Below are 4,919 nucleotides of genomic sequence, written 5' to 3' on the forward strand. Positions count from 1 at the left end.
CAGGCCAACCGGATCGCCTTGGCGACGATCTCGTTGTTCGCAGTCGCGCGAGTCATGAAGAGTCGCCCTTTAGGCCGGCGTGGGTAGCGCGACGAGATTAGCCACCGCTCGTTCGATACCGCGGGCGATGTCGTCGATGTCGGGGGCGGTGTCGTAGTCGCCGGTGATGCCGAACACCAGCTTGTCGTCGTAGCTCACGATTGCGATTCCCGTCCGAAGCCCGAGGGCGATCGGCGGAATCGGGAACATGCGCAACACCTTTCGTCCCATGACGTACATCTTATTTCGTGGGCCCGGTACGTTGGTCGCCACGGTGACGACGCCTCGTTGGGGCAACCGGGTCGCCGCGCGAATGGCCCACGCCGTTAACGGGAACGGAATGATGCTCGCCGCCGAGATCAGAATCTGTCCCGCCTGTCGCTGTCCGCTGCCTTTTGCGTGTGTCAGTCGGCTGTGCACCGTTCGCAGTTGGTCCGCGGGGTCTGACTCCTCGACCGGGAGGTACGGCAACATTAGTGACACCCGGTTGTCAACCTTGCCGATGTCACCGTTGGCGCGCACCGACACGGGAACCAGCGTGCGCAGGGAATCACGGCGTGGTTTCTCGCCACGGCCGATCAGCAGGTTGCGAAAGGCATCGGTGATTGCTGCCAACGCGACGTCGTTGAGCGTCACATCGAACGCGCGGCACACCAGTGCCACCTCGTCTAGCGACACCTCAGCGGCCGCAAAGCGGCGCAACGCCGTTACAGGGCCCACCAACGACGACGATGCCGGACGCAGCATGCCACCGAGGATCTCGACCGTCCCCCCCAATGCACGCCTGGCGCCGTCCATGAACGCCGTTGAGGTACGCCAGATACTTCCGACCCATTGCCGCGGGTCAGCGCTCAGCTCCGGCAATCGGACTGCGCTTGCCGGTACCTTCGCCGCCCGGATCGCCGTTGCATAGGTGTCGCCATCCCCGCTGTCACTGAGCCCGGCGAGCATGTGCATCGTCGCGATTCCGTCGGCGATGCAATGGTGCAATTTCATGATCATGGCCCACTGGTTGTCTGGCAGGCCCTCCACGATCCAGCACTGCCACAACGGACGCTGCCGATCGAGTCGGTGTTCCATCAAGTCGGCGGTCAGCCGGAATAGTGCCGCGTCGTCACCTGGGTGCGGAAGCGCCACTCGATGAACGTGATGGGAAATATCGAAATTCTCAGCGTCGACCCAGTCCGGTGCTTCGAGATCCAGCGCATGCGTGTGCAGCACCTGACGAAACCGTGGCACGGAAAGCACTCGCTCGGCGAGGTCCGACACAAAGGCGTCGTTGTCAGGAATCGGCCCCTCCAGGACTGACACGGAACCGACCGCGAGGCTGACGTGCCCGTCGGAATCTTCGGCTTCGAGAAAGCCGGCATCTAACATCGACAAACTTTCCATGGGATCACCGTGCTCTCTGCACGTAGAAGGGGGAAGGGGCGAAAGTCCCGATGTTGTAGAACCTCTGACACCCGCGGTGTATGGACAATTGCCATTGATTCAGGGCCTTTGGGCAGTAGTGACATACTCCGAGCCCGCCGCAGAATCTAGCCATGACCACCGATAAAGGACCCATGGTCCGTGATGAGCTTGGAGCTGTTGTGTCGGCTCTATGCGCCAGGTTCCCCGACCGGAGCCGCAATGACGTGGGGCGTGTTGTCGCGGATGTCTATGCCCGACTGGTCGCGAGCGCTACGGTGACCGCGCATTTGATTCCATTGACTCTCAACCGAAGCCGACGGCTGCTGGACAGCACCCCGGTGGAGACAGTCACGGCGGCACCAACGGAATCAACGCTGATGACCGTTGGATCCGCCTAGCGCATCAGGCCGAAAGTGCGGACGGCGTCGGGCGGGAGTCAAACGACACGAGCACAAGTGATCACCGACGCAGCGCCGGGCGTAATGCGCGCAGTACGTCGGGATTCTCGATGGTCGACGGTGGCGGGGTCGTCAAGACTCGCTGGGAAGTCGCGGTACGCGGTACCGGCTCACGGCTCAATCAACCCTTGTGGTCGACGGGTGAACCTCGAAGATATCGGCGAGAGGCTTCCGTGGCGTTGGGACGAACTCCTCATCTGTGACGGATGTCTGGCCGATCCTGATCAGGAGCTGTGGAGTGCCGCGCTGACCGGTCAGGCCGCGGATGATCTCTCGGCTCGGTGCGAGTTCGGTCATGTGGGTGAGCGTGCACGTCGCCAAGCCGGCCACGGTGCAATCAAGAAGGAGTGCGGATAGAGCCTCGCCACAACGCAGCACGTCAAGCCGCGCGTCTTCGTGATGGGTGGACAGGACAACGATCTTGGATCGGTCTACTCGGACGTCGCCGCTCCCGGGATAGTCGTGTGCGGCGGGAAAGCGACGCTTTACATCGACGCGGTCAGATACTGCGGCGGATGTCAACGCTGCCTGCGGCACACCCTCGCCAGTAGCAGCGGACGCGGTCCACCAATTCAACTCGGCAGTATACGAAGGATCGTTCGCTCGGATCGCTTCGGTGAGCCTGGACGCCTGCGCCAAGGATGGCCGCGCATGATCGAGCACGATGTCGAACATCACGTGGTAGGGGATGACGGCCTCGCGTAGCAGGGTTTCTGTCGCCGGCCAGCCGGTAGGGCCGTCAAAGGGGCGCCGGTCCGTTCGGCGCCTACCGATGGCCGCGGCGCGTGCGCGAGCATCCTCGGTTACCTCTGTCGCTCGCCGAAATTCCATTGTTGCGACGTGGTACGGCTCGAGAGCATCGGGGAACCGCTGCACGGAGGTGTGCCAGCCCCCGGCGGTCATCGCTACCGCGAAGTGATCCAATGCCGCGCCGCAACTCAGGTACATCTGACGGCCTTCGGGGTCTGCCGCGATCATCACCCGCGTGAGGTCGGCATAGAGCCGAAGGGCCGAACCTTCTCTAACCCACCGCCACGGCTGGCTGTTGTGAAGCGACGGCGCGCGGCAGGCCAATCCAACCGCATCCATGATCACGGCGAAATCCGGCGTCGAATCGGTCACATACATCACCTCGTTGTCGTTGAATTCGACGCTAGCCGTTCGGGGCGCCATCGGTTGCAGGCCAAAGTCCCCGTAGTGAGGGACTTTCGGCCCAAAGTGCCGACGTTGACCACTGTCGGATCGGGCTGCTGAAGTCCCTCAGATCCGGGTCTTTAGGCCCTCTTCAAGGTGGTCGGGGAACGGCATTCTGAGGGAACGAGTTATTCCTTCAGCGAGGTAAGGCAAATGAGCGCTCATTTCCCCGACGTCGAGACGATCCGGTCGGCGTTGACGCTGGCGGCCCGAGCACCGTCGGTCCATAACTCGCAGCCGTGGCTGTGGCGGGTAGGCGGCCACAGCCTTCACCTCTACGCCAACCGAGATCTTCAGCTGCCCCACACTGACCCGGACGCCCGCGACCTGATGCTCAGCTGCGGCGCGACACTGCACCATTGCCAAGCCGCTTTCGCCGCACTGGGTTGGCAGTCCAAAGTGCACCGCTTTCCGAACCCCAACGATCCGAATCACCTGGCGGTCACCGAGCTTCATCGATTTCCGGCCTCAGAAGTGGATATCGCTCTGGCGGCCGCGATCCCGAGGCGTCGTACCGACCGCAGGCAATACACCTCATGGACTGTCCCGCAGGGTGACATCTCGATGATGGGCGCTCGGGCCGCGCGTGCCGGTGTGATGCTTCGACGGGTCGACGCACTGACCAGCTTGAGGCGCCTCATCGTTGAAGCTGCGCGGTGTCACAACACCGACTTCGAGTACCTGACCGAGCTATCCACCTGGAGTGGACGCTATGCCTCCATTGCGGGCGTCCCGGCCCGCAACACTCCCGAACCTGATGCGGACGCTGCGCTGCCCGCTCGGTCATTCGCCGGCCCGGGACTGGCGAGGGCGCCGGACGGCGCCGCGGCCGACGACAATGCGGTCGTGGTCGCCCTCGGCACCGCCGATGACGACGAGCTTTCGTGGTTGCGCGCCGGTGAGGCTACCAGCCTGGTGCTGCTCACTGCAACGGCATCGGGGCTAGCCAGTTGTCCGATCACCGAGCCGCTCGAGGTTGCGGAAACCCGAACCCAGGTTGCGGAGGACGTATTCGGCGCCGACGGATATCCACAGATGTTACTGCGTGTTGGCTGGGCTCCGGTCAATGCCGACCCGTTGCCTGCCACACCGCGCCGGCCGCTGAGCGACGTCGTCACCTGGCTGGACGGCTCGCGCTTCGACTAGGCGCGAACGTCAATTGCGGTGCAGCGCAGCGGCTTCGATGACATCGATGTCAACTTCGAAGCTGAGCACCGGTCCGTCGCGGTGGTGGGCGATGGGCCAGCCGGTATCGTGGAGTACTCGTCGCATGGCAAAGTTCTCGAAGAGGACATCGGCAACAAAGCGATGCTGCCCGGCCTCTCTCGCGATGTGGCCGAGTGTCTTCAACAGTGCGGTGCCAACTCCCCGCTCGTGTTGTTCGTGTGCGACAACGACCGCGATCTCGCATTCACCTGGTCGGCTCAGCTCGGCATAGTTGGCGACGCCGATCAACTCGCCTGATTCAACGGCCCCGAGCGCCACGATCCCTTCCGCGGGCTTGGTGAGTGACAGTGCCCAATCTCCGATGTAGTTCGGATGCACCGTGAAGAACCGCTGATAGCGCTCCTCGTCGCTGAGGCAGACGGCCAGCGCGACGACGGCGTCATAGTCTTCAGGGCCAAGAATTCGCAGGGTAGCCTCCGTACCGTCGACAAGTGTTGCGGTAGTGAGAAACTCACGTGGAGCAGGCATCAGTGCACCACCATCACCGAGCATCTTCCATCGACATGGTGTCCTCCGTGTCGTCGTTGTACTCGCCCGCTGGTAACTGAACGTACTGCCGACAGCGGGCACACCTTAGGGTCGTTGGTT

5 protein-coding genes are annotated in these 4,919 nt (G+C 63.0%); 2 read left to right on the top strand and 3 right to left on the bottom strand.

Annotated elements, in window-relative coordinates:
• Positions 1-69 precede the first annotated feature (69 nt).
• Positions 70-1,431, bottom strand: a complete 1,362-nt coding sequence (locus QOJ24_RS06750; protein WP_526260214.1) for a WS/DGAT/MGAT family O-acyltransferase — start codon at positions 1,429-1,431, stop codon at positions 70-72.
• A gap of 173 nt (positions 1,432-1,604) precedes the next feature.
• Between QOJ24_RS06750 and QOJ24_RS06755 the strand changes: the two genes are divergently transcribed.
• On the top strand, positions 1,605-1,850 hold the full coding sequence (locus QOJ24_RS06755; RefSeq protein ID WP_526260217.1) for a three-helix bundle dimerization domain-containing protein: 246 nt from the start codon (positions 1,605-1,607) through the stop codon (positions 1,848-1,850).
• A 177-nt stretch (positions 1,851-2,027) separates the two neighbouring features.
• Here the strand turns inward: QOJ24_RS06755 and QOJ24_RS06760 are convergent, their stop codons facing one another.
• Entirely contained in the window at positions 2,028-3,038 is a 1,011-nt protein-coding gene (locus QOJ24_RS06760; RefSeq protein WP_526260218.1) for an Acg family FMN-binding oxidoreductase, read from the bottom strand.
• A 219-nt stretch (positions 3,039-3,257) separates the two neighbouring features.
• Here QOJ24_RS06760 and QOJ24_RS06765 point away from each other — a divergent pair, with 219 nt between their 5' ends.
• Complete coding sequence (locus QOJ24_RS06765) at positions 3,258-4,250, top strand: Acg family FMN-binding oxidoreductase (RefSeq protein ID WP_526260215.1); 993 nt, start codon at positions 3,258-3,260, stop codon at positions 4,248-4,250.
• Between the two features lie 9 nt (positions 4,251-4,259).
• Here the strand turns inward: QOJ24_RS06765 and QOJ24_RS06770 are convergent, their stop codons facing one another.
• The gene (locus tag QOJ24_RS06770; protein WP_526260216.1) at positions 4,260-4,799 is read right to left on the bottom strand and encodes a GNAT family N-acetyltransferase; all 540 of its coding nucleotides are present in this window, start codon (positions 4,797-4,799) and stop codon (positions 4,260-4,262) included.
• Between the last annotated feature and the right edge of the window lie 120 nt (positions 4,800-4,919).

This window comes from Mycobacterium sp., from assembly GCF_032159775.1.
Classification (GTDB): domain Bacteria; phylum Actinomycetota; class Actinomycetes; order Mycobacteriales; family Mycobacteriaceae; genus Mycobacterium.